Annotated in this window: 18 protein-coding genes, 3 tRNA genes and 1 pseudogene; 10 read left to right on the forward strand and 12 right to left on the reverse strand. The window is 55.6% G+C overall.

Annotation, left to right across the window (positions count from 1 at the left end; translation table 11 throughout):
- Positions 1–74: 74 nt before the first annotated feature.
- On the reverse strand, positions 75–905 hold the full coding sequence (gene ppsR, locus ACVWZ0_RS09820; RefSeq protein ID WP_125289768.1) for a posphoenolpyruvate synthetase regulatory kinase/phosphorylase PpsR: 831 nt from the start codon (positions 903–905) through the stop codon (positions 75–77).
- Between the two features lie 467 nt (positions 906–1372).
- Here ppsR and ppsA point away from each other — a divergent pair, with 467 nt between their 5' ends.
- Positions 1373–3754, forward strand: coding sequence for a phosphoenolpyruvate synthase (gene ppsA, locus ACVWZ0_RS09825; RefSeq protein ID WP_253454453.1), 2382 nt, complete (start codon positions 1373–1375; stop codon positions 3752–3754).
- Between the two features lie 283 nt (positions 3755–4037).
- Here the strand turns inward: ppsA and ACVWZ0_RS09830 are convergent, their stop codons facing one another.
- Both ACVWZ0_RS09830 and ydiK read right to left on the reverse strand, forming a co-directional pair.
- The gene (locus ACVWZ0_RS09830) at positions 4038–4160 is read right to left on the reverse strand and encodes a hypothetical protein (protein WP_301289515.1); all 123 of its coding nucleotides are present in this window, start codon (positions 4158–4160) and stop codon (positions 4038–4040) included.
- A gap of 16 nt (positions 4161–4176) precedes the next feature.
- Positions 4177–5298 (reverse strand): AI-2E family transporter YdiK, encoded by a 1122-nt coding sequence (gene ydiK, locus ACVWZ0_RS09835; protein ID WP_253454452.1) that lies wholly within the window; start codon positions 5296–5298, stop codon positions 4177–4179.
- Positions 5299–5511: 213 nt separating this feature from the next.
- On the opposite strand from ydiK, the gene ydiJ reads away from it, so the two are divergent.
- Positions 5512–8565: a D-2-hydroxyglutarate dehydrogenase YdiJ gene (gene ydiJ, locus ACVWZ0_RS09840; RefSeq protein ID WP_253454451.1), complete on the forward strand. Its 3054-nt coding sequence runs from the start codon at positions 5512–5514 to the stop codon at positions 8563–8565.
- Positions 8566–8635: 70 nt separating this feature from the next.
- Here the strand turns inward: ydiJ and ACVWZ0_RS09845 are convergent, their stop codons facing one another.
- Positions 8636–9040, reverse strand: coding sequence for a hypothetical protein (locus tag ACVWZ0_RS09845; RefSeq protein WP_253454450.1), 405 nt, complete (start codon positions 9038–9040; stop codon positions 8636–8638).
- 392 nt (positions 9041–9432) lie between these two features.
- Between ACVWZ0_RS09845 and sufA the strand changes: the two genes are divergently transcribed.
- From sufA to ACVWZ0_RS09880, 7 genes are all read left to right on the forward strand, one after another.
- The gene (gene sufA / locus ACVWZ0_RS09850) at positions 9433–9807 is read left to right on the forward strand and encodes a Fe-S cluster assembly scaffold SufA (RefSeq protein ID WP_125289773.1); all 375 of its coding nucleotides are present in this window, start codon (positions 9433–9435) and stop codon (positions 9805–9807) included.
- A gap of 5 nt (positions 9808–9812) precedes the next feature.
- Positions 9813–11306 (forward strand): Fe-S cluster assembly protein SufB, encoded by a 1494-nt coding sequence (gene sufB / locus ACVWZ0_RS09855; protein ID WP_125289774.1) that lies wholly within the window; start codon positions 9813–9815, stop codon positions 11304–11306.
- A 55-nt stretch (positions 11307–11361) separates the two neighbouring features.
- Positions 11362–12108: a Fe-S cluster assembly ATPase SufC gene (gene sufC, locus ACVWZ0_RS09860; RefSeq protein WP_125289775.1), complete on the forward strand. Its 747-nt coding sequence runs from the start codon at positions 11362–11364 to the stop codon at positions 12106–12108.
- Complete coding sequence (gene sufD / locus ACVWZ0_RS09865; RefSeq protein ID WP_253454449.1) at positions 12083–13360, forward strand: Fe-S cluster assembly protein SufD; 1278 nt, start codon at positions 12083–12085, stop codon at positions 13358–13360. The genes sufC and sufD overlap by 26 nt, the downstream gene beginning before the upstream one ends.
- On the forward strand, positions 13357–14580 hold the full coding sequence (gene sufS / locus ACVWZ0_RS09870; RefSeq protein ID WP_253454448.1) for a cysteine desulfurase SufS: 1224 nt from the start codon (positions 13357–13359) through the stop codon (positions 14578–14580). Before sufD ends, sufS begins: the two co-directional genes overlap by 4 nt.
- A gap of 24 nt (positions 14581–14604) precedes the next feature.
- Positions 14605–15027, forward strand: coding sequence for a cysteine desulfuration protein SufE (sufE, locus tag ACVWZ0_RS09875; protein WP_253454447.1), 423 nt, complete (start codon positions 14605–14607; stop codon positions 15025–15027).
- A gap of 70 nt (positions 15028–15097) precedes the next feature.
- Positions 15098–16039 (forward strand): L,D-transpeptidase family protein, encoded by a 942-nt coding sequence (locus ACVWZ0_RS09880; protein ID WP_253454446.1) that lies wholly within the window; start codon positions 15098–15100, stop codon positions 16037–16039.
- 317 nt (positions 16040–16356) lie between these two features.
- Here ACVWZ0_RS09880 and ACVWZ0_RS09885 read toward each other — a convergent pair whose 3' ends face one another.
- The 6 genes from ACVWZ0_RS09885 to ACVWZ0_RS09910 form a co-directional block, all read right to left on the reverse strand.
- Positions 16357–16593, reverse strand: coding sequence for a major outer membrane lipoprotein (locus tag ACVWZ0_RS09885; RefSeq protein WP_016169824.1), 237 nt, complete (start codon positions 16591–16593; stop codon positions 16357–16359).
- Positions 16594–16898: 305 nt separating this feature from the next.
- Positions 16899–18311 (reverse strand): pyruvate kinase PykF, encoded by a 1413-nt coding sequence (pykF, locus tag ACVWZ0_RS09890; RefSeq protein ID WP_125289780.1) that lies wholly within the window; start codon positions 18309–18311, stop codon positions 16899–16901.
- Positions 18312–18820: 509 nt separating this feature from the next.
- Positions 18821–18897: transfer RNA gene (locus tag ACVWZ0_RS09895), tRNA-Val, on the reverse strand.
- A 4-nt stretch (positions 18898–18901) separates the two neighbouring features.
- A tRNA-Val gene (locus tag ACVWZ0_RS09900) sits at positions 18902–18978 on the reverse strand.
- A gap of 4 nt (positions 18979–18982) precedes the next feature.
- Positions 18983–19059 (reverse strand) — tRNA-Val (locus ACVWZ0_RS09905).
- A gap of 141 nt (positions 19060–19200) precedes the next feature.
- Entirely contained in the window at positions 19201–20574 is a 1374-nt protein-coding gene (locus tag ACVWZ0_RS09910) for an MATE family efflux transporter (protein WP_253454445.1), read from the reverse strand.
- A 94-nt stretch (positions 20575–20668) separates the two neighbouring features.
- Here ACVWZ0_RS09910 and ACVWZ0_RS09915 point away from each other — a divergent pair.
- Positions 20669–21326 (forward strand): annotated as a pseudogene (locus tag ACVWZ0_RS09915) (riboflavin synthase subunit alpha).
- A gap of 34 nt (positions 21327–21360) precedes the next feature.
- On the opposite strand, the gene cfa reads toward ACVWZ0_RS09915, so the two are convergent.
- Both cfa and punC read right to left on the reverse strand, forming a co-directional pair.
- Positions 21361–22509 (reverse strand): cyclopropane fatty acyl phospholipid synthase, encoded by a 1149-nt coding sequence (gene cfa, locus ACVWZ0_RS09920; RefSeq protein WP_253454443.1) that lies wholly within the window; start codon positions 22507–22509, stop codon positions 21361–21363.
- A 298-nt stretch (positions 22510–22807) separates the two neighbouring features.
- Positions 22808–23995 carry a purine nucleoside transporter PunC gene (gene punC / locus ACVWZ0_RS09925; protein WP_253454442.1) on the reverse strand — a complete coding sequence of 396 codons (1188 nt, stop codon included), beginning with the start codon at positions 23993–23995 and terminating at the stop codon, positions 22808–22810.
- Positions 23996–24033: the final 38 nt, after the last annotated feature.

A 24033-nucleotide genomic window follows, 5' to 3' on the forward strand; every position in this document is an offset into this window, starting at 1 on the left:
CGAAACGCCGGACAGAACGGCGCAACGGGATAAATATCACTTTTTCTGGCGCGGAATCAAAAAACGGCTGCGCCTCAGTACATTCGACGCGTCAGGCCCATGATATCTAAAATTTTCGTGGCGATTTCCTCAACGGAGTAATTGGTACTGTTGAGGTAACGGATCTGATGGGTACGAAACAGGGCTTCCACCTCGCCGACTTCCAGCCGACATTGCCGCATGGACGCGTAGCGGGTATTTTCCGCCCGCTCCTGGCGGATCGCGGCCAGCCGCTCGGGATCGATAGTTAAGCCAAACAGCTTGTTCTGGAAAGGCCGCAGCGCGGGCGGCAGCTTCAGGTTATCCATATCGTCGGCGATAAAAGGATAATTGGCGGCGCGAATGCCAAACTGCATGGCCAGATAGAGGCTGGTCGGCGTCTTGCCGCAGCGCGAAACGCCCAGCAGGATCACCTGCGCCTCCTCCAGCCCGCGCAGCGAGATACCGTCGTCATGTGCCAGGGTGTAGTCGATGGCGGCGATGCGCGCATCGTACTTGCCCAGGTTGTTGGCCGTCAGACCGTGCGTGCGGTTGGCGACCGGTGCGGGCGCTATGCCCAGCTCCTGCTGAAGCGGCGCCACCAGCGACTGGACGATGTCCTGACAGAAGCCTTCGCTTTGCAGAATAATTTCCCGGATTTCCGGCGTAACCACAGAAATAAACACCAGCGGGCGCAGGCCGCTTTTCTGCCAGATAGCGTTAATCTGCGCTTTGACCGCCTGCGCCCGCTGCACGTTTTCCACAAAGGGCAGCGTCACGCTGTTAATGTTGACAGGAAACTGCGAAAGCACCGCGTGGCCGAGCACTTCAGCGGTAATGGCCGTTCCGTCAGAAATATAAAATACGCTGCGTTCGTTGCTGTCCATTTTTCGATCCCTAAGAAACTGAGTGGCAGAGTAAATTAAACTACAGTCTTATAGCAATTAGCGCCAGCTGACGAAATTAAATTAAAATTTCACTTCTCATTGTAATGAACTTTTTGTTTTTATAAAAAGAAAGACGGGGCTGAAAAAGGGGATTAATGAAATAACGTTCCTGTTTGTCATGCGTAAAAAGCGCTATTTTCCGGAAAAGCATGCTAAAAGGGAATCAAAATAGCTCGCCACATCTCTTCCTTTTCTAAATAGCCATTTTAATTAAAATAATCTTATATATCATAATTTTAAATATATTTTTATCGCCCGAAATAAGATTGCTGTTCGCGGAATAGTCTTAAAGTTTTCCTTTTAGTCAGCTTGAACGATTCAACAGTTTCTTTCCATACACGGAATGTGCCAGGCTCAAAAACGCACGATGCTATTTCCATTAATTCATTCATAAAAGGATTGCTTCAATGTCCAATCAAGGCGCACTGCCGTTTGTGCTCTGGTATAACCAGCTTGGCATGAACGATGTTGATCGGGTGGGCGGCAAAAATGCCTCTCTGGGTGAAATGATCACTAATTTGTCATCGCTTGGCGTTTCCGTTCCCAACGGTTTTGCCACTACGGCCGATGCATTCAATCAGTTCCTCGATCAGAGCGGCGTCAGTGAGCGCATCCATACGCTGTTGGACAAAACCGATATTGATGACGTGGACGAACTGGCAAAAGCGGGTAAACAGATCCGCGAGTGGATTGTAGAGACGCCTTTTCAGCCAGAGCTGGAACAGGCTATCCGTGAAGCCTACCAGCAGCTTTCCGCCGACGACACCGAGGCTTCGTTCGCCGTGCGCTCGTCCGCTACGGCCGAAGATATGCCGGATGCCTCTTTCGCCGGCCAGCAGGAAACTTTCCTGAACGTACAGGGCTTCGACGCCGTGCTGGTGGCGGTGAAGCATGTTTACGCCTCGCTGTTTAACGACCGGGCGATCTCTTATCGCGTGCATCAGGGCTACGATCATCGCGGCGTCGCCCTGTCGGCTGGCGTACAGCGGATGGTGCGCTCCGATGCCGGCGCCGCTGGCGTAATGTTTACCATTGATACTGAATCGGGCTTCGATCAGGTGGTGTTTATTACCTCTGCTTATGGTCTGGGCGAGATGGTGGTTCAGGGCGCGGTTAACCCGGACGAATTTTATGTGCATAAGCCGACGCTGGCGGCGGGTCGTCCCGCTATCGTGCGTCGCAACATGGGCTCGAAAAAAATTCGTATGGTCTACGCCGATTCGCAGGCGCACGGCGAGCAGGTCAAAATCGAAGACGTGCCGGAAGCGGAGCGTGACCGTTTCAGCCTCAGCAGCGAAGAAGTGGAAGCGCTGGCGGCACAGGCAGTGCAGATTGAAAAACATTATCAGCGGCCAATGGATATTGAATGGGCGAAGGACGGCCACACCGGCAAGCTGTTTATCGTGCAGGCGCGTCCGGAAACCGTGCGCTCCAACGGCCAGGTGATGGAGCGTTATACGCTACAGGGGAAAGGTGCCGTAGTGGTGGAGGGACGCGCTATCGGCCATCGTATCGGTGCGGGCGAGGTCAAAGTGATCCACGATATCAGCGAGATGAACCGCATCGAAAAAGGCGACGTGCTGGTCACTGATATGACCGATCCCGACTGGGAGCCGATTATGAAGAAAGCGTCGGCAATCGTTACCAACCGTGGCGGGCGTACCTGTCATGCCGCCATTATCGCCCGCGAGCTGGGTATTCCTGCCGTGGTCGGCTGCGGTAACGCTACCGAGCTTCTGAAGGATGGTCATAAGGTCACCGTCTCCTGCGCAGAAGGCGATACCGGCTATGTTTACGACGATCTGCTCGACTTTGAGGTAAAAAGCTCACAGGTTGATGAAATGCCCGCGCTGCCGCTGAAAATCATGATGAACGTCGGCAATCCCGATCGCGCCTTCGACTTCGCCTGCCTGCCTAATGAGGGCGTGGGGCTGGCGAGACTGGAATTTATCATTAACCGCATGATCGGCGTGCATCCTAAGGCGCTGCTTGAATTCGACCGTCAGACGCCGGAATTGCAGCAGCAGATCCGCAGCATGATGAAAGGCTTTGACGATCCGGTAGAGTTCTATATTGCCCGCCTGACGGAAGGCATCGCCACGCTGGGCGCCGCTTTCTCGCCGAAAAGGGTGATTGTGCGGCTGTCGGATTTTAAAACCAATGAGTACGCTAACCTGGTCGGCGGCGAGCACTATGAGCCGGAAGAGGAAAACCCGATGCTGGGCTTCCGTGGCGCTGGCCGCTACGTGGCCGACAGCTTCCGCGACTGCTTTGCGCTTGAGTGCGAGGCCGTCAAGCGCGTTCGCAACGAAATGGGGCTGACCAACGTCGAAGTGATGGTGCCGTTCGTGCGTACTGTCGCGCAGGCGAAAGCGGTGGTGGAAGAGCTGGGGCGTCAGGGCCTGAAGCGTGGCGAGAACGGATTAAAAATCATTATGATGTGCGAAATCCCTTCTAACGCGCTGCTGGCGGACGAGTTCCTGCAATACTTCGACGGGTTTTCCATCGGCTCAAATGATATGACGCAGCTGACGCTGGGGCTGGACAGGGATTCCGGCGTGGTATCAGAACTGTTCGATGAGCGTAACGATGCGGTGAAGGCGCTGCTGTCGATGGCGATCCGTTCGGCGAAAAAAGCCGGAAAATACGTGGGCATTTGCGGCCAGGGGCCATCCGATCACGAAGATTTTGCCGCATGGCTGATGGCAGAGGGCATCGACAGCCTGTCGCTCAATCCGGACACGGTAGTTCAGACCTGGTTAAGCCTGGCAGAACTGCCTAAAGCGTAGCGATTCATTACCAGACGCAGTGAAAGGCCGACTTGTTCGGCCTTTTTGCTTTGCTATGGATAAAAAAAAGCCCATCACATGGGATGGGCAAAGACTACACACAGCAATTCTTTAGGGTGTTTGGGGAAAAAGGTTGTTTATAAATCAGCGCGTTGCTGCTAAACATAACCGATATACTATTCCCCCCGCTGAAGTGAGTCTTTAAGAATCCTCTTATTAGTTTAAAGACGATAATATTTAATCACTGAAATTGCAGGCGTAAGGGGCGATATGTGTACTTATATTAATCAATTGCCGGTAAGTGAGACGGGAAGGGCGAAAAACCGGCGGGTAATGGTAAAAGTTGCTTAACAAATGCGCCTTTTAAAGTAATAGCTGGTTTTAAAGCATTAAGGCGGTCAGGCATGCTAACCGCCTTAAAGTTATTGCTTAACTGAATTTTCCTGTTCTATTTCAGCAAGTTCTTCAACGACCTCTTCAGGATCGTCTCTGGGCGCGGGTTCTTCATGCATCCAGACCGATACCAGTCGATAAGAGACTGCCAGCACTACCGGGCCAATAAAGAGGCCGATCATGCCGAACGCCACCAGCCCGCCGATCACGCCGGAAAGGATCAAAATCATCGGCAAATCAGCACCCATTCTGATAAGCACTGGCCGCAGCACGTTATCCAGCGTGCCCACCACGCAGCTCCAGATCAGCAGGACGGTGCCCCAGGTGGTGTCGCCGCTCCAGTAGAGCCAGATGATAGCGGGGATCAACACGACCAGCGGCCCCAGCTGCACCAGGCAGGAGAGGATCATCACTACCGTCAGTACCGTAGCGTAAGGAATGCCGGAAATGGCCAGGCCGATACCGCCTAATACGCCCTGCACCAGCGCGGTAACCACCACGCCAAGCGCCACGGCGCGGATGGCCTGACCGGCAAGCAGCACCGCCGCGTCGCCGCGACGATGGGCCAGCCGATAGGCAAAGTGGCGAATGCCGTTACCCACCTGCTCACCGCGCCAGTAAAGCAGCACGCTGAACAGCAGCATCAGTCCCAGATGCAGCATAAAGCGGCCAAAGTGTCCGGCCTGCGCGAATAAAAAGATGCTGGTGCGCCCGATATAGGGCTGAACGCTGGCCACCATCGCCGTGCCGCCGCCCGCCACCAGATGACGCCAGGCGGAATAGAGCTTTTTGCCCACCAGCGGAATGTCGTGTAGCCACAGCATCTGCGGCAGCATCACATGCCCCGAGGTCGCCCAGGCGATTACCGGCCCGCTGTTCTCAATCAGGCTGTTAACCAGCAGCGCGACGGGGATAACAAACAGCAGCACCAACAGCAGCGTCATGGCGATCACCGCCAGTGAACGGCGCCCCCACAGCCAGCCCTGGATTTTCAGCATCAAAGGCCAGGTGGCGATCACCACCATGCTCGCCCAGGCGAATCCCAGCACAAAGGGCTGAACCACCCACAGACAGGCGACGATCAGCAGCGTAATAAACAGGATGGAGAAGATGATTTGCAGCATATCCCATCCGTTTTGCGTGTTCTTCATGTATGACCATTAACCTCAAGTAATAAAGTCGTCAGAAAGGCCGGAAAGCGGGAGCGGACATTCCGCTCCTGATGTATTAAACGCATTTTCCACACAAACGGCACGTTATTCTTTTCGCTGGGGTTTTGAAAGGGCGACAGGTCATAAAAAAATGTGATAAAACCATAAGAAAGAGCAAACGTTACACCTCAAACACAACCTGGTCACACGATAATGATCCCACAGATTTCTCAGGCGCCGGGCCTCGTTCAACTGGTGCTGAATTTTTTGCAGGCGTTAGAGCAGCAGGGTTTTACCGGTGATACCGCTACCAGCTATGCCGACCGTCTTACCCTGTCCACCGATAACAGCATCTATCAGCTGTTGCCCGATGCGGCGCTGTTCCCCCGATCCACGGCCGATGTTGCGCTGATTGCTCGTCTGGCGGGCGAAGAGCGCTATCGAAGCCTGGTCTTTACGCCGCGCGGCGGCGGCACCGGCACCAACGGCCAGGCGCTGAATCAGGGCATTGTGGTCGATATGTCCCGCTATATGAACCGCATTCTGGACATTAATGTGGAGCAGGGATGGGTAAAAGTAGAGGCGGGGGTGATCAAAGACCAGCTCAACGCCGCCCTGAAACCGCTGGGCTACTTCTTCTCGCCGGAACTCTCCACCAGCAACCGCGCCACGCTTGGCGGCATGATCAATACCGATGCGTCAGGGCAAGGCTCGCTGGTTTATGGCAAAACCTCCGATCACGTTTTAGGGCTGCGCGCAGTGCTGCTGGGCGGCGACTTGCTGGATACGCGGGCGATCCCGACAGGCGTGGCGGAGCAGCTGGCGGCAGAGCAAACGCGCGAGGGCGAAATCTATCGCACGGTACTGGAATGCTGCCGCAATCGCCGTGACCTTATTGTTGAGAAGTTTCCAAAGCTCAACCGCTTTTTGACCGGCTACGATCTGCGCCACGCCATCAGCGACGATTTGCAGCAGGTGGATTTAACCCGTCTGCTATGCGGCGCAGAAGGCACGCTGGCTTTTATTACCGAAGCCCGCCTGAACATCATGCCTATCCCCAAAGTGCGACGGCTGGTCAATATCAAATATGATTCCTTCGACTCGGCGCTGCGCAGCGCACCTTTTATGGTGGAGGCGCAGGCGCTGTCGGTTGAAACGGTTGATTCAAAGGTGCTGAACCTGGCACGGGAAGATATCGTCTGGCATTCGGTCAGCGAGCTGATCGCCGACGTGCCGGACCAGGAAATGCTGGGGCTGAATATTGTTGAGTTCGCCGGAGACGATAAGGCGCTGATCGACGGTCAGGTCGCCTCACTTTGCCAGCGGCTGGAAAGCCTGATGGCGGCCGGCGAGGCGGGCATTATCGGCTATCAGCTGTGCAACGATATTGGCGGTATTGAGCGCATTTACGCCATGCGTAAAAAAGCGGTCGGGCTGCTCGGCAACGCCAAAGGCCGCGCCAAACCGATCCCTTTCGTCGAAGATACCTGTGTGCCGCCGCAGCATCTGGCGGACTATATCGTCGAGTTCCGCCAGCTGCTGGACAGCCACAACCTGAGCTACGGCATGTTTGGCCATGTCGATGCGGGCGTGCTGCACGTGCGCCCCGCGCTGGATATGTGCGATCCACAGCAGGAAATGCTGATGAAGCAGATCTCTGACGAGGTGGTGGCGCTGACGGCACGCTACGGCGGCCTGCTGTGGGGTGAACACGGTAAAGGCTTTCGCGCCGAATACAGCCCGGCGTTTTTTGGCGAAGCGTTATATAACGATCTGCGCCGCATCAAGGCGGCCTTCGATGCCGATAACCGGCTTAATCCGGGGAAAATTTGCGCGCCCCTGGGCGTTGACGAGCCGATGATGAAAGTGGATGCGGTAAAGCGCGGCACCTTCGATCGTCAAATTCCGGTCAACGTGCGCAGCGACTGGCGCGGCGCGATGGAGTGCAACGGCAACGGTCTGTGTTTTAATTTTGACGTGCGCAGCCCGATGTGTCCGTCGATGAAAATCACCGGCAATCGTATTCACTCGCCGAAAGGCCGCGCCACGCTGACCCGCGAATGGCTGCGGCTGCTGGCGGAGCAGGGCGTCGATCCGCTGGCGCTGGAACGCTCGCTGCCCCAGGCGAAAGTCAGCCTGCGCGGCATGATCGAGCGCACCCGCAACAGCTGGCACGCGAAGCGCGGCGAATATGATTTCTCGCACGAGGTGAAAGAGGCGATGTCGGGCTGTCTGGCCTGTAAAGCCTGTTCCACGCAGTGTCCGATAAAAATCGACGTGCCCGGCTTCCGTTCCCGTTTCCTGCAGCTTTACCACACCCGCTATCTGCGTCCGGTCAGCGATCACCTGGTCGCCGGCGTGGAAAGCTACGCGCCGCTGATGGCAAAAGCGCCCACCTTCTTTAACTTCTTTTTACGCCAGCCGCGGGTGCGCAAGCTGAGTAAGGATCATATCGGCATGGTCGATCTGCCGCTGCTTTCCTCGCCCAATCTGAAGCAGCAGCTGGCCGGGCAGCGGGCGGTAACCACCACCCTGGAGCAGCTTGAGGCAATGAGCGAAACGCAGCGCGCGCAGCATGTGCTGATCGTGCAGGATCCCTTTACCAGCTACTACGAAGCCAGGCTGGTCAGCGATTTTGTGACGCTGGTGGAGAAGCTTGGCTATCGGCCGGTGGTGCTGCCTTTCTCGCCCAACGGCAAGGCGCAGCATATCAAAGGCTTTTTACAGCGCTTCGCCAGAACCGCGCAGAAAACGGCGGATTTTCTTAATCGCGTGGCGAAACTCCAGCTGCCGATGGTCGGCGTCGATCCGGCGCTGGTGCTTTGCTACCGCGACGAATACAAAGAGATCCTTGGCGAAAAACGCGGCGACTTCCACGTGCAGCTGGTGCATGAATGGCTGCAAAATGCGCTGCCGGCGCGCCAGCCCGTCCCGCAAAGCGGCGAAGCCTGGTATCTGTTCGGCCACTGTACGGAAGTCACTGCGCTACCCGCATCCAGCCAGCAGTGGGCAGGGATATTCGCGCGCTTTGGCGCAAAACTGGAAAACGTCAGCGTAGGCTGCTGCGGTATGGCGGGCACGTACGGGCATGAAACAAAAAATCTGGCTAACTCGCTGGGTATTTATGAGCTGTCATGGCATCAGGCGCTGCAAAAACTGCCGCGCCAGCGCTGCCTGGCGACCGGCTATTCGTGCCGCAGCCAGGTGAAACGCCTCGAGGGTAACGGCATGCGGCATCCTTTACAGGCGCTGCTGGAGCTGCTGTAAGCAGCGTTCGGTGATGCCAGAGCAGATATCTTCACGCCGCCAGGGTATAATGGTCTGTTCTGGCGGCGAGCTACATAATTCGCGAGGCTTTGCGCACAAACTCATTTTGCAGCGCGGTCGCCTTATCCCATTCGCCGCTCAGCGCGAGCTGATGGCACAGACGGGTAAGCGAGTGGCGCGCCAGCTGCCAGGCTTGCATACGGAAGAGGCGTTCCCGCTCGGGATTGCCCAATTCCTGCAACAGACGTTGATGCAGCCTGCCGAGCGCGTGCAGATAGCTCTGGTCATCGCCGTTTAGCTGGCAGAGCTCGGCCATATCAAGACAGGTATCGTTAAACTTACGCAGCTGTTCCAGGGTGCATTCAGGCCGATTCACTTTGGCCTGCGCCATAGTGTAATCAACGGTGATATCCCGGATGGAAAACTTGTATTCATCAATTTTATGTTGCAGCCAGGCACTCATCGTCAGATTCATTCCGGGACCCATTCACGCTAATGATAATCATTATCATATTATAACTGGCGCATTATTCAACGCTGGCGCAAAAAATTTTTATCGATTTATGCTGCCTCTCAGATAAATTGGTAATAACAATACGCGTTAAGGATGAAAGGGGTAAAATAACCATTATTCCTGCTTAGCGCAGCGCGGCTGATATTTACTGGCTGCTTTTCAATGTGTTACCATTTCGTTAAATCACTGCGTGACACACATCGCAAACCTCTTCACAGGGTCTAAACTGAATAAAGAGGCCCAAAAAAGCCCGGTTGGCCTTAATCCCTGCAAAACAAGAGGTTGAAGAGACAATCATTATCACTAACATAGGGGTATCAGCCCGCAGGGCTACCGACTCGCGAGGTAATGTTATGCCATCAGCAACGACCGCTTCTTTTTCGCCGGACGATTTCGTCTGGAAAGGACTGACGCTTACCGACAGCGCCGCACAGCAAATCATCGCGCTGTCCGCCAGCGACCCGCACGTTAAGGGTTTAAAGCTGGGCGTTAAGACGTCCGGCTGCGCCGGATTCGGCTACACCATGGATTTGATTAAAGAGCCTGCGTCAGATGATTTAGTGTTTACCCATAACGGCGCGAATCTTTATGTGCCGCTGCAGGCTATGCCTTTTATCGACGGAACCGAAGTCGATTTCGTTCGTGAAGGCCTGAACCAGATTTTCAAATTTAATAATCCTAAAGCTCAACACGCCTGTGGCTGTGGTGAGAGCTTTGGCGTTGAGTAAATTTTATGTCCCGAAATACTGATACATCAGACGACGTGCAGGTCTGGGAAGGAAGCCGCCAGAAGTACAAGGAAGGATTCTTCACTCAGCTGCAAACCGAGGAGTTCGCCAACGGCATCAATGAGGATGTGGTGCGTGCGATCTCTGCTAAACGCAATGAGCCGGAGTGGATGCTTGATTTCCGCCTGAAAGCCTACGCGGCCTGGCTGGAGATGGAAGAGCCACACTGGCTGAAAGCTAACTATAAGTCACTGAACTATCAGGATTACAGCTACTATTCCGCACCGTCCTGCGGCAGCTGCGATGACAGCTGCGCCTCAGAGCCTGGCGCACAGCAGACTTCCGGCGCCGCGGCGCCGAACTACCTGACGGAAGAAGTGGAAAACGCCTTTAAACAGCTGGGCGTGCCGGTACGCGAAGGGCAGGAAGTGGCCGTAGACGCCATTTTCGACTCCGTGTCGGTGTCAACCACCTATCGCGGCAAGCTGGCGGAGCAGGGCATTATTTTCTGTTCCTTTGGCGAAGCGATCCACGATCACCCTGAGCTGGTAAAACAGTATCTGGGCACCGTGGTGCCGGCCAACGATAACTTCTTCGCGGCGCTGAACTCGGCGGTAGCGTCAGACGGCACCTTCGTTTACATCCCGAAAGGGGTACGCTGCCCAATGGAGCTGTCCACCTATTTCCGCATCAACGCGGCGAAAACCGGCCAGTTCGAGCGCACCATTCTGATTGCCGATGAAGGCAGCTACGTCAGCTATATCGAAGGCTGCTCCGCGCCGGTGCGCGACAGCTATCAGCTGCACGCGGCGGTGGTGGAAGTCATCATCCATAAAGATGCGGAAGTAAAATATTCTACCGTGCAGAACTGGTTCGCCGGCGGCGAAGCGGAAGGCGGCATCCTGAACTTCGTGACCAAGCGCGCGCTGTGCGAAGGCGAAAACAGCAAGATGTCCTGGACGCAGTCGGAAACCGGCTCGGCGATCACCTGGAAATATCCAAGCGTGATCCTGCGCGGCGATAACTCCGTGGGCGAGTTCTTCTCGGTGGCGCTGACCAGCGGACATCAGCAGGCCGATACCGGCACCAAGATGATCCATATCGGCAAAAACACCAAATCCACCATTATCTCCAAGGGGATTTCGGCGGGTAAAAGCCAGAACACCTATCGTGGCCTGGTAAAAATTATGCCGACGGCGACCAATGCCCGTAACTTTACGCAGTGCGACTCCATGCTGATTGGCGCCGAGTGTGGCGCGCACACCTTCCCATATGTGGAAGCGCGCAACAACACCGCGCAGCTGGAACACGAGGCGACGACCTCGCGCATTGGCGAAGATCAGCTGTTCTACTGCCTGCAGCGCGGCATCAGCGAAGACGATGCGATCTCCATGATCGTCAACGGCTTCTGCAAGGACGTTTTCTCCGAGCTGCCGCTGGAATTTGCGGTGGAAGCGCAAAAACTGCTGGCGATCAGCCTCGAACACAGCGTGGGCTGATCCCCGCTGCTTATTCATTTTGCGCAATGCCGAGAGGTATTGCCCAGGAAAGATTATGTTAAGCATTAAAGATTTACAGGTAAGTATCGAAGACAAAGAGATCCTGCGCGGCCTGAACCTTGAGGTGAAGCCGGGCGAAGTCCACGCGATTATGGGGCCGAACGGCTCAGGGAAAAGTACGCTTTCCGCGACGCTGGCGGGCCGCGAAGAGTATGAAATCACCGGCGGCTCCATTGAGTTCAAAGGCAAAGATCTGCTGGAGCTGTCGCCGGAAGATCGCGCGGGCGAAGGCATCTTTATGGCTTTCCAGTACCCTGTGGAAATCCCTGGCGTCAGCAACCAGTTTTTCCTGCAAACGGCAGTCAACGCCGTGCGTAAATATCGCGACCAGGAATCGCTGGATCGTTTCGACTTCCAGGACTTTATCGAAGACAAAATTCACCTGCTGAAAATGCCGGAAGATCTGCTGACCCGTTCAGTCAACGTCGGCTTCTCCGGCGGCGAGAAAAAACGCAACGACATTTTGCAAATGGCGGCGCTGGAGCCGGAGCTTTGCATCCTTGACGAAACCGACTCCGGTCTGGATATCGATGCGCTGAAAATCGTTTCAAACGGCGTGAACACGCTGCGTGACGGCAAGCGCGCTTTTATTATCGTCACGCACTACCAGCGTATCCTGGACTACATCAAGCCTGACTTTGTGCACGTGCTCTATCAGGGAAAAATCGTGAAATCAGGCGATTTCTCGCTGGTGAAACAACTGGAGGAGCAAGGCTATGGCTGGCTTACCGAACAGGAATAGTGAAAACGCCCTGCAGCAGTGGCATCACCTGTTCGAGACCCAGGGCGAGCAGCGTTCTTTGCAGGCTCAACAGCACTGGCAGCAGGTGCTGCGTTTAGGACTGCCGACGCGCAAGCATGAGAACTGGAAATATACGCCGCTGGATGGCCTGCTGGCGCACAACTTCGTGCTGCCGACGGCCGCCGAGCTGAGCGCAGCGGACGTTGCCGCGCTGGCGCTGAATATCGACGCGATTAAACTGGTTTTCGTCGATGGCCGGTTCAACGCGCAGCTGAGCGACAGCAGCTGGGATCAGTTTGATATTCAGATTGCCGCAGGCCGCCGCGAGCTGAGCGCACCGATCCAGCCTGAAGTTTTCCTGCACCTGACGGAAAGCCTGGCGGAAGAGGTGACCACTATCCATCTGCCGCGCGGCAAATCGGCCGAACGTGCCGTTTACCTGCTGCATATCAGCAGCGGCAGCGCGCAGGACGAGATGAACACCTCGCATTATCGTCACCATCTGCAGCTGGACGACGGCGCAGAGGCGACGATTATCGAGCATTACGTCAGCCTGAATGAAAGCACGCACTTTACCGGCGCTCGCTTTACCGCGACCGTAGGCAATAATGCGCGACTGACGCACTACAAGCTGGCTTTCGAGCACGCAAGCAGCAACCATTTTGCGCATAACGATCTGCTGATCGAACGTGATGCGCGCGTGCAGAGCCACAGCTTCCTGCTGGGCAGCGGGCTGGCCCGCCACAATACCAGCACGCAGCTGAACGGCGAGGGTACCGAGCTGTCGATCAACAGCCTGATGCTGCCGGTAGAGAAAGAAGTGTGCGACAGCCGAACCTATCTGGAGCACAACAAAGGCTACTGCCAGAGCCGTCAGCTGCATAAAACCATCGTGCGTGACAAAGCCCGTGCGGTGTTCAACGGCAAGATCGAAGTGGCGAAGCACGCGCTGAAAACCGATGGCCAGATGACCAACAACAACCTGCTGTTGGGACGCCTGGCGGAAGTAGACACCAAGCCGCAGCTGGAAATCTATGCTGACGACGTGAAGTGCAGCCACGGCGCGACCATTGGCCGTATCGACGACGAACAGATGTTCTATCTGCGCGCTCGCGGCATCAGCGAAGAATCTGCTCAGCGCATGATTATCTACGCCTTTGCCGCCGAGCTTACCGAAGCCATCACGGACGAGGTACTCAAGGAGGCGGTGATGCAGCGTATCGCACAGCGCTTCCCCGGAGGCATCAAATGAGTTTTGACCTGACGCGCGTCAGGGCCGATTTTCCTGTTCTGGCGCGAGAAGTGAATGGCCAGCCGCTGGCCTACCTTGACAGCGCCGCCAGCGCGCAGAAACCGCAGGCGGTGATCGATGCGGAAAGCCATTTCTACGAGCACGGCTATGCGGCGGTGCATCGGGGTATTCACACCCTGAGCGCCGAAGCGACCACGGAGATGGAAGAGGTTCGCGCGCACGCCGCGCGTTTCCTTAACGCCGCTTCGCCAGAGGAAATCGTGTTTGTTAAGGGCACGACCGAGGGGATTAACCTCGTTGCCAGCAGCTGGGGCGGCAGCCAGCTGCAGCCCGGCGACAACATCATCATTACCGAGATGGAACACCACGCCAATATCGTGCCGTGGCAGATGGTGGCCGAGCGCACCGGCGCGGAAGTGCGCTTTATCCCTCTGACGGCCGACGGCGAGCTGGATCTGGCCGCGCTGCCAAAACTGATGGATAGCCGCACCCGTATGCTGGCCGTCACGCACGTTTCCAACGTGCTGGGCACCATCAATCCGGTCAAAGAACTGGTGGCGCAGGCGAAAGCCGCAGGCGTCGCTACGCTGATTGACGGCGCACAGGCCGTGATGCATGCAAAAGTCGACGTGCAGGATCTGGACTGCGACTTTTATCTGTTCTCCGGCCATAAAATATACGGGCCTTCCGGCATCGGCATCCTGTACGGGCGTAAAGCCATGCTGGATCAAATGCCGCCGTGGGAAGGAGGCGGATCGATGATCGCCACCGTCAGCCTGACTGCCGGCACCACCTACGCTGCCGCGCCGTGGCGCTTTGAGGCAGGCTCGCCGAATACCGGCGGCATCATGGGCCTTGGCGCGGCGCTGAAATGGGTGGAAGCGCTGGGGCTGGATAACATTGCGCAGCGCGAGCAGGCGCTGATGCGCTACGCGATGGACAAGCTGGCCTCCGTGCCGGATCTGGTCATTTACGGCCCGCAGCATCGCGCAGGCGTGATCGCCTTTAATCTGGGCAAGCATCACGCCTATGACGTGGGCAGCTTCCTGGATCGCTACGGTATTGCCATTCGTACCGGTCACCACTGCGCCATGCCGCTGATGCATCACTACGACGTCCCGGCGATGTGTCGTGCTTCCTTTGTTTTGTATAATAGCGAGGAAGAGGTCGACTGCCTGGCGGCAGGCCTGACACGTATACATATGCTGCTGGGCGGTTAAACCGCCCAGGCAAAGGAGAACTGCATGGCAACACTGCCCGATAAAGAGAGACTGGTTCGCAACTTTTCCCGCTGCGCCAACTGGGAAGAGAAGTATCTCTATGTGATTGAACTGGGCGCGAAACTGCCTGCGCTGCCGGACTCGCTGCACCAGCCGGAGAATACCATTTCCGGCTGCCAGAGCCAGGTCTGGATCGTGATGGAACTGGACGAGCAGGGCCGCGTGCTGCTGCAGGGCGACAGCGACGCCGCTATCGTTAAAGGGTTGATTGCCCTGGTGTTTGTGCTTTACCAGCAGATGACCCCGGCGGAAATTCTCGATTTTGACGTGCGGCCGTGGTTCAGCGAGCTGGCGCTTACCCAGCACCTGACGCCGTCGCGCTCGCAGGGTCTGGAAGCGATGATCCGTGCTATTCGCCAGAAAGCGCAGGACAGTATCAGCCGCTAAGTTGCTACACTTCTCGACAGGCTTCCCGTCATGATGACGGGAAGTGTTGTTTACCTGGCGAGAAATAAAAATGAAAACTCTACTCCTCTCTTCGTTATTTTTTTTCCTCTCTCTGGCGCGTGCGGCCGATTATCCGCTTCCCGCCGCCGACAGCCGTTTAATTGGCGAAAACCAGCTTTATACCGTGCCGGATGACGGGCGCTCGCTGGAAAGCATTGCCGCGCACTTTCAGACGGGCCTGTTAGGGATGCTGGAAGCCAACCCCGGCACCGATCCCTGGCTGCCGAAAGCGGGATCGAAACTGGTTATCCCTACGCAGATGCTGCTGCCCGATACCAAAAGGGAAGGGATCGTGGTCAACGTGGCCGAGCTACGGCTCTACTATTATCCAAAAGATGAAAATAAGGTGGTCGTTTACCCGATAGGCATTGGCCAGCTTGGCGCCAACACGCCTGCGATGGTGACGCGCATCCGTCAGAAGATCCCTAACCCCAGCTGGACGCCCACACCGAATATCCGCAAGCGCTACGCGGCGGAAGGCAAAACCTTGCCAACGACCATACCCGCCGGGCCGGATAACCCAATGGGGCTGTATGCGCTGCGCCTGGCTTACGGCAAAGGCCACTATCTGATCCACGGCACCAACGCGGATTTCGGCATTGGGATGCGGGTCAGCTCCGGCTGTATCCGCCTGCGGCCTGACGATATCGAAAACCTGTTTAACAGCGTGCCTGAAGGCACCCGCGTGCAGATTATCAATCAGCCCGTTAAGTACGCCACAGAGCCGGACGGCAAGCGCTATATCGAAGTCCATCAGCCGCTGTCCCACAGCGAGAAGGACGATCCACAAACGATGCCGATTGCGCTGACCGCGCAAACCAAAAAATTTGTAGGCAGCGCGCTGAGCGATCGTCAGGTTATTAAGGAAGCATTAAAAAGACGTGCGGGATTGCCGGTGCTGGTGAATAAGGGCGAAACGTCGGTGTCTGAGAGCCTCCCAGAAGCGCTTTAAGCGATTATCGTCGTGAAGCGAGGGCGGAAGTAGGCAGAAAGCCATAAAAGGGCTGGAACGCTTTCTGAAGCCTTCGCGCTTTCAGCGTTAACGCAAAGCGATGGCCAGAGCTGGGGGCGGGGCCCGGAACGCACTCTGCAGCCGCAAAGCGGGGCTGGAATGGGGGGCAGTTAAAAATGGGCGGGAACGTATTCTGCAGCCGCGAAGCGAGGCTGGACGGGGAACAGTTATAAACGGCCCGGAACGCTTTCTGCAGCCGTGAAGGCGACAGGCAAAAAAAATGGCGCACAATGTGCGCCATTTTTAAACCAGAACTCTTACTTACGGTAAGAGTGAGCCTGGTTGTCCAGACGCTGGTTAGCGCGTGCTGCGTCGTCTTTAGCAGCCTGAACGTCAGAACGGATTGCGTTCACGTCGTTGCTCAGCTGGTCAACTTTAGCGTTCAGAGTCTGAACGTCGGTAGACAGCTGGTCGATTTTAGCGTTGCTTGAGCAACCGGCCAGCAGAGTAGAACCCAGGATTACCGCGCCCAGTACCAGTTTAGTACGATTCATTATTTATACCCTCTAGATTGAGTTAATCTCCATGTAGCGTTACAAGTATTACACAAAGTTTTTTCCAATGAGAATAAATTTTTGGTTAGAACGTGCTTAAATTTGATCGTTCGCTCAAAGAAGCACCGTCTTTACGAGAAAGCCCAAAAAATTTAGCGAAAACAGACGATTTCAATCGGACTTATCTCGCCTTACAGCACAATTGAATAGTTAATCTCGATTGGAATTTTTAGAAAAACCTTTGAGCTAAGCTGTAAAAAAAGCGCCACTCAGGGCGCTTTTTCACTACAAGGCGTAATCTTTGATTACAGAACGTGCACAGACGCGGTATTCGTGGTTCCGCTCGGCACCAGTGCGCCAGAAACCATCACCACGACATCGCCTTTACGACCGTAGCCGCTGGCGATAGCCGCTTCTTTACCGATACGGTAAAAATCATCGGTAGAAGCGATTTCTTTTACCACGGACGCCACAATGCCTTTGCTCAGGATCAGCTGACGCGCGGTCTGTTCGTTGGTGGTTAACGCCAGAATAGTCGCGTTCGGGAAATATTTACGTACGGACTTGGCTGACTTACCGCCTTCGGTTGCCACCACGATCAGCGGCGCTTCCAGCTTCTCGGCAGTTTCTACTGCGCCACGGCACACGGCTTCCGTGATGCGCATTTTGCGGCTGTCATGCTGAGAGTCGATACGGCTTTTCATCACGCGATCGGTACGTTCGCAGATGGTAGCCATAATGGTGACGGATTCCAGCGGGTATTTACCCTTGGCGCTTTCGCCAGAGAGCATAACCGCATCGGTGCCGTCCAGGATGGCGTTAGCCACGTCGCCCGCTTCTGCACGGGTAGGGCGTGGGTTTTTGATCATCGAGTCCAGCATCTGCGTAGCGGTAATTACCACTTTGCGTGCGCGGTTACATTTCTTGATCATCATCTTCTGCGCGAAAATCACTTCTTCAACCGGGATTTCCACACCCAGATCGCCGCGCGCCACCATGATGCCGTCGGAAGCGTCCAGGATCTCATCAAAATTGTTCAGGCCTTCCTGATTTTCAATTTTAGAGATGATCTGAATATGCTCGCCGCCGTTCTGCTTCAGGTGCTCGCGAATTTCCAGCACGTCAGAACGCTTGCGGATAAAGGAGGCGGCAACAAAATCCACGCCCTGTTCGCAACCAAAAATCAGGTCACGCTTGTCTTTTTCGGCCAGCGCTGGCAGCTGGATAGAAACGCCAGGCAGGTTAACGCCTTTGTTTTCGCCCAGATCGCCGTTGTTCAGTACCTTACAAACCACGTGGTTTTCGGTCACTTCGGTGACTTCCATGCCGATCAGGCCATCGTCCACCAGGACGGTGTTGCCGATAGAGAGATCGGAAGTGAAGCCGGAATAGGTCACCGCCACGCGCTCGCTGTTGCCGATAACGGACTGGTCGGTAGTGAAGGTAAAGGTCTGACCGGCTTTCAACGACACGTCCGCGCCGCCTTCCAGCTTCATGGTACGAATTTCTGGCCCTTTGGTGTCCAGCAGAATAGCGGCCTGCTTGCCGGTTTTGCTCATCACCGCGCGCAGGTTAGCGATACGCTTACCGTGCTCATCGTAATCGCCGTGAGAGAAATTCAGACGCATAACGTTCATGCCCGCGTCCAGCAGGTTGGTCAACATTTCTTCCGATTCGGTTTTTGGACCGATAGTACAAACAATCTTGGTCTTTTTCATGACGAGTCATCTGTTAAGTTGTGATGGATGAAATAAAGCGTAATCCCGGTGATTGGGGGTGCGACCGCCCGAGCGGCGAACTGCGATACAGCTTAAGGATAGGTGACAGAAAAAAAGCGTGCAGAGGAAGTTTAAACGCGGTTTTGGCGCAGGCGCAAAGATCGGTTGCGCAACCAGCTATCGTTTTTGCTAAAGGGCCAACCATACGCTGAAACCATTCAAGTGAAACAACGTTTCGTATTATAGCTACTCAGCCCATTGAAAACCAATTAAAAAGTAGGCCGGAACGGGCGAAAGCTTGCACCAGATCAGATTGTTGCGCAAAAAAAGGCGGTGGCCGGGCGCAGAAACAGCCATTCGGGCGCGGGAAAGGGCAGCGCGGTGAAGCAAAGCGTTACGGGAAAAATCAGCAGACCGAAGCGAAAGATTATGGGAGATAAATAGCGCGTTGAAACAAGTGATTACACAAAACAGCGGCGTGGAAAGACGTGACGGGAGAAAGCAGAAGATGGTGCGTTCTAGAGGACTCGAACCTCCGACCCCCACCATGTCAAGGTGGTGCTCTAACCAACTGAGCTAAGAACGCAAGATGGTGCGTCCGAGTGGACTCGAACCACCGACCCCCACCATGTCAAGGTGGTGCTCTAACCAACTGAGCTACGGACGCACTGTGGTGCGTTCTAGAGGACTCGAACCTCCGACCCCCACCATGTCAAGGTGGTGCTCTAACCAACTGAGCTAAGAACGCATCATGCTGTCTGAGTGACAGCGGGGACGAATATTAACGACAGCCCTGGCGGCTTGCAAGCAGAAATCGCTATTTTCGGTGCGACTGCTGCGCAACTGTGCGAAGCGCAGCATTTTTAAACATCCGGTTTAAATGAAGATGTTAGCGGGCCGCGCGTGCCAGCAGCTGCGCTTCAGGCTGGCGCTGCAACCGCAGAATACGCCAGACCATCATAATCGCGCTGGAGGTCAGGCCAATAATAAAGCCTGTCCAGAAGCCCGCCGGGCCCATCGGCGCCACCACCCAGTCCGTTAATGCCAGAATGTAACCGCTGGGCAGGCCCAGCACCCAGTAAGCGATAAAAGTGATAAAAAAGATGGCGCGCGTATCTTTATAGCCGCGCAGAATGCCGCTGCCGATAACCTGAATCGAATCGGAAAACTGATAAATTGCGGCCAGCAGCATCAGCTGAGCCGCCAGCGCCACCACGGCCGGATTCTGATTATAAAGCAGCGCGATTTGCTCGCGAAACACCACCGTGAACAGCGCCGTCAGCAGCGACAGCGACATGCCCACGCCCTGCGCCGTCCATGCCGCTACGCGAGCGCCTTCGGTCGAGCCCTGACCAAGCCGGAAACCCACGCGGATAGTGGTGGCTGCGCCAAGAGAAAGCGGCAGTACAAACATCAGCGAGCTGAAGTTCAGCGCTATCTGGTGACCCGCCACCTCGACGATGCCCATCGGCGACACCAGCAGCGCGACGACGGCGAACAGCGTCACCTCAAAGAACAGCGCCAGCGCGACGGGAAGGCCGAGTTTAAAGAGGCGGGAAAGCGCTTTCGCATCGGGCGGACTGAACCGATCCGCCAGGCGGATATCGCGCATGGAAGAGGCGCGCGAAACCCATATTTTCATCGCGATAAACATTACCCAGTACACGGACGCCGTCGCCACGCCGCAGCCGACGCCGCCAAGCGCGGGCATCCCGAAATGGCCATAGATAAAAATATAGTTAACCGGAATATTCACCAGCAGCCCGAGAAAACCCATCACCATGCCCGGCTTGGTTTTGGCGAGGCCTTCGCACTGGTTGCGCGCGGTCTGGAAAAAAAGATAACCCGGCGCTCCCCACAGCAGCGCATGAAGATAGCCTACGGCTTTATCCGCCATCACGGGATCGATATTTTGCATAGAACGGATAACATAGCCGGCGTTATACAGCACAACCATAACCAGCAGGGAAGCGAAGGCGGCCAGCCAGTACCCCTGACGAACCTGGAAAGCGATACGATCGCGGCGGCCCGAGCCGTTGTACTGCGCCACAACCGGCGTGAGCGAAAGCAGCAAACCGTGGCCGAACAGAATGGCGGGCAGCCAGATAGATGTGCCGACCGCAACGGCAGCCATATCCGTTGCGCTGACGTCGCCGGCCATCACCGTATCCACAAAGCCCATAGCGGTTTGCGCAACCTGCGCAAAAATTACCGGAATTGCCAGCGCCAGCAATTGACGCGCCTCGGTCAGATACTTCTGCACATATACACCTGTTTTTTAACTGAAGGGAGAAAGACTATTTGGTATAGTTTTAAGATCAGACAAGAATAGCGAAAAATCCACCGAGGTCATAATTATGTTTACCGGTATTGTGCAGGGCACCGCAGAGGTGTTGGCAATTGAAGAGAAACCGAATTTTCGCACGCATATCGTCCGCCTGCCCGGACGATATGCTGCCGGGACTGGAGCTGGGCGCTTCCGTATCTCACAATGGCTGTTGCCTGACGGTGACCGGGGTTGACGGCAACCGCGTCAGTTTTGACCTGGTAAAAGAGACGCTGCGTATTACCAACCTGGGGGATTTAAAGCCCGGCGATATTGTTAACGTAGAGCGCGCGGCGAAATTCAGCGATGAAATCGGCGGCCATTTAATGTCCGGTCATATTATGACTACCGCCGAAATCTGCAAAATCCTGACGTCTGAAAATAACCGCGAAATATGGTTTAAGCCGCAGGACAGCGAGCAGATGAAATATATTCTGCACAAAGGCTTTATTGGGATTGACGGCATCAGCCTGACGGTTGGCGAAGTCACCAAAAGCAAATTCTGCGTGCATCTGATCCCGGAAACGCTGGCAAGAACCACGCTGGGCGGCAAGCGGCTGGGCGACAGAGTGAATATTGAAATCGATCCGCATACCCAGGCGATTGTGGAAACCGTTGAGCGCGTGCTGGCGCAGCGTGAAGCGGCGCTGCTGGCGGCGGCCGCTGCGGAAATTCAGCCGGAAGAGTAATAAACAAGGTCGGCTTAGTGGCCGACCTTGTCCGCTAGTGCGGCACCCGCAATCCGCCCTCTTTACCGTGGGTAAAGACCACCTGCCAGAGCTGAATATCCCGCGCGCGGAAAGCGCCCGCACAGGCGTTAAGGTAGTAGCTGAACATGCGCTTAAAGCGTTCGCCATATTTATCCGCCAGCTGCGGCCACGCGGCTAAAAAGCGCTGGTGCCAGGCCATCAGCGTCAGATCGTAATCCGCCCCAAAGTTGTGCCAGTCTTCCATCACAAAATGCGGTTCGTGCGCCTCGGCAATATGGCGTACGGAGGGCAGGCAGCCGTTAGGGAAAATATATTTATCGATCCACGGATCGACATTATCGTCCGTTTTGTTCGCACCAATGGTATGCAGCAAAAAGATGCCGTCCGGCTTCAGATTGCGATCGACCACGTTAAAGTAAGTGGCGTAATTTTTTGGCCCGACGTGCTCAAACATACCAACGGAAACGATGCGGTCAAACTGCTGATCGAGGTCACGGTAATCCTGTAGCAGGATGGTGACGTCCAGCCCTTCACCACGTTGCTGCGCCAGCTTCTGCTGCTCGGCGGAGATCGTCACGCCAGTCACCTTGACGTTGTAATGCCGCGCCGCATAAGCCGCCAGCCCGCCCCAGCCGCAGCCGATATCAAGCAGCGACATACCGGGTTCCAGCTGAAGTTTCTCGAAGATCATTTTTAATTTAGCCTGCTGCGCCTGCTCCAGCGTTTCCGCCTCTTTCCAGTAGCCGCAGGAGTATTGCATGTAGGGGTCAAGCATCAGCGTAAAAAGGTCATTACCAAGGTCATAATGCTCTTTGCCGACAATCCAGGCGCGCTTGCGGGATTGCAGATTAGTGAGGCGCGCGGCGGCGATGCGCAGCGTATCTTTAAAATGGCGAGGAAGCTGCTGATCCAGCTTAGCCAGCAGCACGCGGTGAAAAAACATATCCAGCTGCTCGCACTCCCACCAGCCGTCCATATAGCTTTCGCCCAGGCCCAGCGACCCTTCCTGCATCACGCGTTTAAAAAAATCGGGATGGGTCACCTGAATATCCCAGGGACGGGTGCCGTTAATTTCGATATCCGCGTTGCGTAACATTTCCTGGGCGATTCGATACCACTGATTTTCTTCCAGGCTCACTTCTTCTATACACGATGAACTCATAGCTTCCCCATCACCCTTCGTGATTGAAACCTGAGAAAAAGAATCATCAATTTCCACAGGGTTTGAGAAAACGCACGCTTAGCCGTGCGCCTGATATCCGGCGTTACAGAGGATTGAACTGAAACCTACAGAATGAGGGTGACGCCTGCCACAAAAGAGAACACCCGGACAACCCTGTCAGGAATCAAAAAAATGATACAAAGTTGTTATGAATTATTGCCTGAAATTGAGTATATGCTCACCTCAGGCAATATTCAACGCCTTATCGTTAGGACGCTAACTAAATAGATTCAGCCAGTTAACGACGGCTCTGAGCGTGGGTCAGGGGAGCGTTGGCTAACGTCGTCCTTTGTAAAATATAGCCAATAATTGTCAAAAACACAGTACTGAGCATGACCAGCGACGTGGTGGCGAGCGGGTTAGCAATAAAACCGGAAACAATCATGCTGGCGACGAAGCAGAGACCAAGCTGCAGCGTGTTTTGCAGCGCGGCTGCTTTACCGCTGGCCTGCGGAAAAGGCAGCAGCGCATTCGCCACCACAATCGGATAGATAGCGCCGTTGGCCAGCGCCATACCGCAAAACGGCAGCAGCAGCGCCCAGGTCGAAGGCGTTTCCACCTGTGCGGCGATGAAAAACGCGCCCACGCTGAGGGCATACAGCGTCAGCAGCCAGGGCAGCAGCGAAGCGCCTTCGGTCTGCTTCAGCAGCGCCCGACAGCCGTAGCCGCCGGCGAGAAAGGCCAGCGTCTGCGGCACGTAGCTAAGGCCGATATCGCCCGGCGACATGCCCAGTTCGGCCAGAATAAATGGCGAACCGGTCAGCCAGGCGAAAAAGCTGGCGGAGCAGGCGGCGTAAATCAGCACGTTGCCGCTCCAGATCGGTGACTTCAGCAGCGTGAAGAAACCTACTTTCGCCTCTTCTTTATGCTCTTTTGGCGCAGGCGTCGACAGAAAAAGCGTGGCGACCAGCAGGATCAGGGCCAGCAGCAGCAGCGCCAGGAAAATCGACCGCCAGGCAAAGTGGTTCAGCAGCCAGGCACCCAGCAGCGGGGCCAGCGCCGGCGACAGCGCCACCAGCGGCATAATAGTGGCAAACACGCGGTTGGCCTGCGCGCCGGAATAGCGATCGATTACCAGCGCCTGCCAGCTGACGGCGGCGGCGCAAATGCCTACCGCCTGTAAAAAGCGCAGCGTCAGCAGCATGGTGGTGGATTCCGCCCACCACATTGCGCCGCAGCTGACGGCAAACAGCCCCAGCCCCATCAACAGCACCGGCTTGCGGCCAATGCGGTCGGAAAGCGGCCCCCAGAACAGCTGCGCGCTGGCAAACCCGGCCAGGAACAGGCTGAGGCTGGCGCTGATGACGCCCGCTTCGGTTTGCAAATCCTGCTGCATCGCCGTAAAGGCGGGCAGATACATATCGGTGGCAAGAAAACCCGCAACGCTGAGCAGCGCGAGGTAAAGTAAAAATCCTTTCGACGGCATGAGATTTTGCTCTTTTTTATCAGGTGAATAGCGGACGG

It is taken from the genome of Erwinia sp. TECH1 (assembly GCF_054057575.1).

What these genes read in the sequence shown, in the direction of transcription:
- ppsR (WP_125289768.1), bottom strand. Translation starts at nt 905, where the DNA reads ATGGACAGCAACGAACGCAGCGTATTTTATATTTCTGACGGAACGGCC.
- ppsA (WP_253454453.1), top strand. Translation starts at nt 1,373, where the DNA reads ATGTCCAATCAAGGCGCACTGCCGTTTGTGCTCTGGTATAACCAGCTT.
- ACVWZ0_RS09830 (WP_301289515.1), bottom strand. Translation starts at nt 4,160, where the DNA reads ATGCCTGACCGCCTTAATGCTTTAAAACCAGCTATTACTTTAAAAGGC.
- ydiK (WP_253454452.1), bottom strand. Translation starts at nt 5,298, where the DNA reads ATGAAGAACACGCAAAACGGATGGGATATGCTGCAAATCATCTTCTCC.
- ydiJ (WP_253454451.1), top strand. Translation starts at nt 5,512, where the DNA reads ATGATCCCACAGATTTCTCAGGCGCCGGGCCTCGTTCAACTGGTGCTG.
- ACVWZ0_RS09845 (WP_253454450.1), bottom strand. Translation starts at nt 9,040, where the DNA reads ATGAATCTGACGATGAGTGCCTGGCTGCAACATAAAATTGATGAATAC.
- sufA (WP_125289773.1), top strand. Translation starts at nt 9,433, where the DNA reads ATGCCATCAGCAACGACCGCTTCTTTTTCGCCGGACGATTTCGTCTGG.
- sufB (WP_125289774.1), top strand. Translation starts at nt 9,813, where the DNA reads ATGTCCCGAAATACTGATACATCAGACGACGTGCAGGTCTGGGAAGGA.
- sufC (WP_125289775.1), top strand. Translation starts at nt 11,362, where the DNA reads ATGTTAAGCATTAAAGATTTACAGGTAAGTATCGAAGACAAAGAGATC.
- sufD (WP_253454449.1), top strand. Translation starts at nt 12,083, where the DNA reads ATGGCTGGCTTACCGAACAGGAATAGTGAAAACGCCCTGCAGCAGTGG.
- sufS (WP_253454448.1), top strand. Translation starts at nt 13,357, where the DNA reads ATGAGTTTTGACCTGACGCGCGTCAGGGCCGATTTTCCTGTTCTGGCG.
- sufE (WP_253454447.1), top strand. Translation starts at nt 14,605, where the DNA reads ATGGCAACACTGCCCGATAAAGAGAGACTGGTTCGCAACTTTTCCCGC.
- ACVWZ0_RS09880 (WP_253454446.1), top strand. Translation starts at nt 15,098, where the DNA reads ATGAAAACTCTACTCCTCTCTTCGTTATTTTTTTTCCTCTCTCTGGCG.
- ACVWZ0_RS09885 (WP_016169824.1), bottom strand. Translation starts at nt 16,593, where the DNA reads ATGAATCGTACTAAACTGGTACTGGGCGCGGTAATCCTGGGTTCTACT.
- pykF (WP_125289780.1), bottom strand. Translation starts at nt 18,311, where the DNA reads ATGAAAAAGACCAAGATTGTTTGTACTATCGGTCCAAAAACCGAATCG.
- cfa (WP_253454443.1), bottom strand. Translation starts at nt 22,509, where the DNA reads ATGAGTTCATCGTGTATAGAAGAAGTGAGCCTGGAAGAAAATCAGTGG.
- punC (WP_253454442.1), bottom strand. Translation starts at nt 23,995, where the DNA reads ATGCCGTCGAAAGGATTTTTACTTTACCTCGCGCTGCTCAGCGTTGCG.